This is a genomic window from Arthrobacter wenxiniae, assembly GCF_013376105.1.
Taxonomy (GTDB): domain Bacteria; phylum Actinomycetota; class Actinomycetes; order Actinomycetales; family Micrococcaceae; genus Specibacter; species Specibacter wenxiniae.
In genome coordinates this window covers 1-944 of the sequence record NZ_JAAMFM010000075.1, presented here as the reverse complement: position 1 = coordinate 944, position 944 = coordinate 1, and the positions used below count along the sequence as shown (strand labels likewise).

General features: G+C 70.2%; 1 protein-coding gene. It reads left to right on the top strand.

Annotated elements, in window-relative coordinates:
* Positions 1–395 precede the first annotated feature (395 nt).
* Entirely contained in the window at positions 396–764 is a 369-nt protein-coding gene (locus tag G6034_RS19405; protein WP_176636741.1) for a hypothetical protein, read from the top strand.
* Positions 765–944: the final 180 nt, after the last annotated feature.

Here is a 944-nt window from a genome sequence, read left to right as displayed (position 1 = left end):
GTGGCCATCGGAAGGAGTGCCGGCCACCAAAGCGGACCTCTCCGCATCGTCCGTGGTGAGCTCAGCCCAACTGGAGAGCGGCATGCCCCGCGACGGCCGACGTCGTCAGTGCCTGGCGCACCGGTGAGAACACCGCGCCGAGGAACAGGGCGCTGTTGATGCCAGCCAGGAGCACGGAGGACCCGCGCAGCGCGGACAGGAGGGACGGCCGCTCAACAGCGGTCCGGCCACCACAGCCGGCTGCACGCCCCCTGGCCTTCCACCAAAAGCAGGATGGTCTCCAGGGGCACGAACAGGACGGCAGGGGTCCTCGCGGGCGGGTAGGCCCGGAGGAGCCGCCGCGCCTCCATGGTTTGGCAGGGAGGACCAGGGAGGTCGTTGGGAGCGCGGCGGAAATGACAATCAACGGCCATGCCGCGTCGGCGGGAAAGGGGAGAACCAATACGCCGACCATCGCAGCCCTCAGGTACACCGGCGCGATCAGCCTCGATGACACGGAGTCGCGCACCGCTCGATGCAGTCGTAGTCGTCCGGCCCTGTGCCTTGTTCAGCGCGTTGACGTCGCCTTCGCCGAAAGCCACCGAGCCCCGGGCTGGTCCTCGCTGCGCCGCCGTGGGGACGGCCTGCCCGCCCGCTTCGTCGTCCGCGTGGACGCGCACGGGCAGGAAGACACCGCCTCCGGCGAGGCGGTCACTGATCGGTGCATCCGCCGCCAACAGCGAAATATGGCGGAACCCGTCGATGGCAACCACCAGGACAGGTAGCTGCTACGGCAACTGAGGCAGCGCGGCAGGCGCCTGCTGGCTGCGCGTTCCACGCCTCCCGCCGCGCAGCGGGGCCGGGACGAGCTGCGGAAGTCGATGGTGCCGTAGGGCGCGGCGGCCGATATGGCGCCGCACCCGCTGCCGTCCGGACGCTTCAGGTCACGGCAGGACCATGTGGCT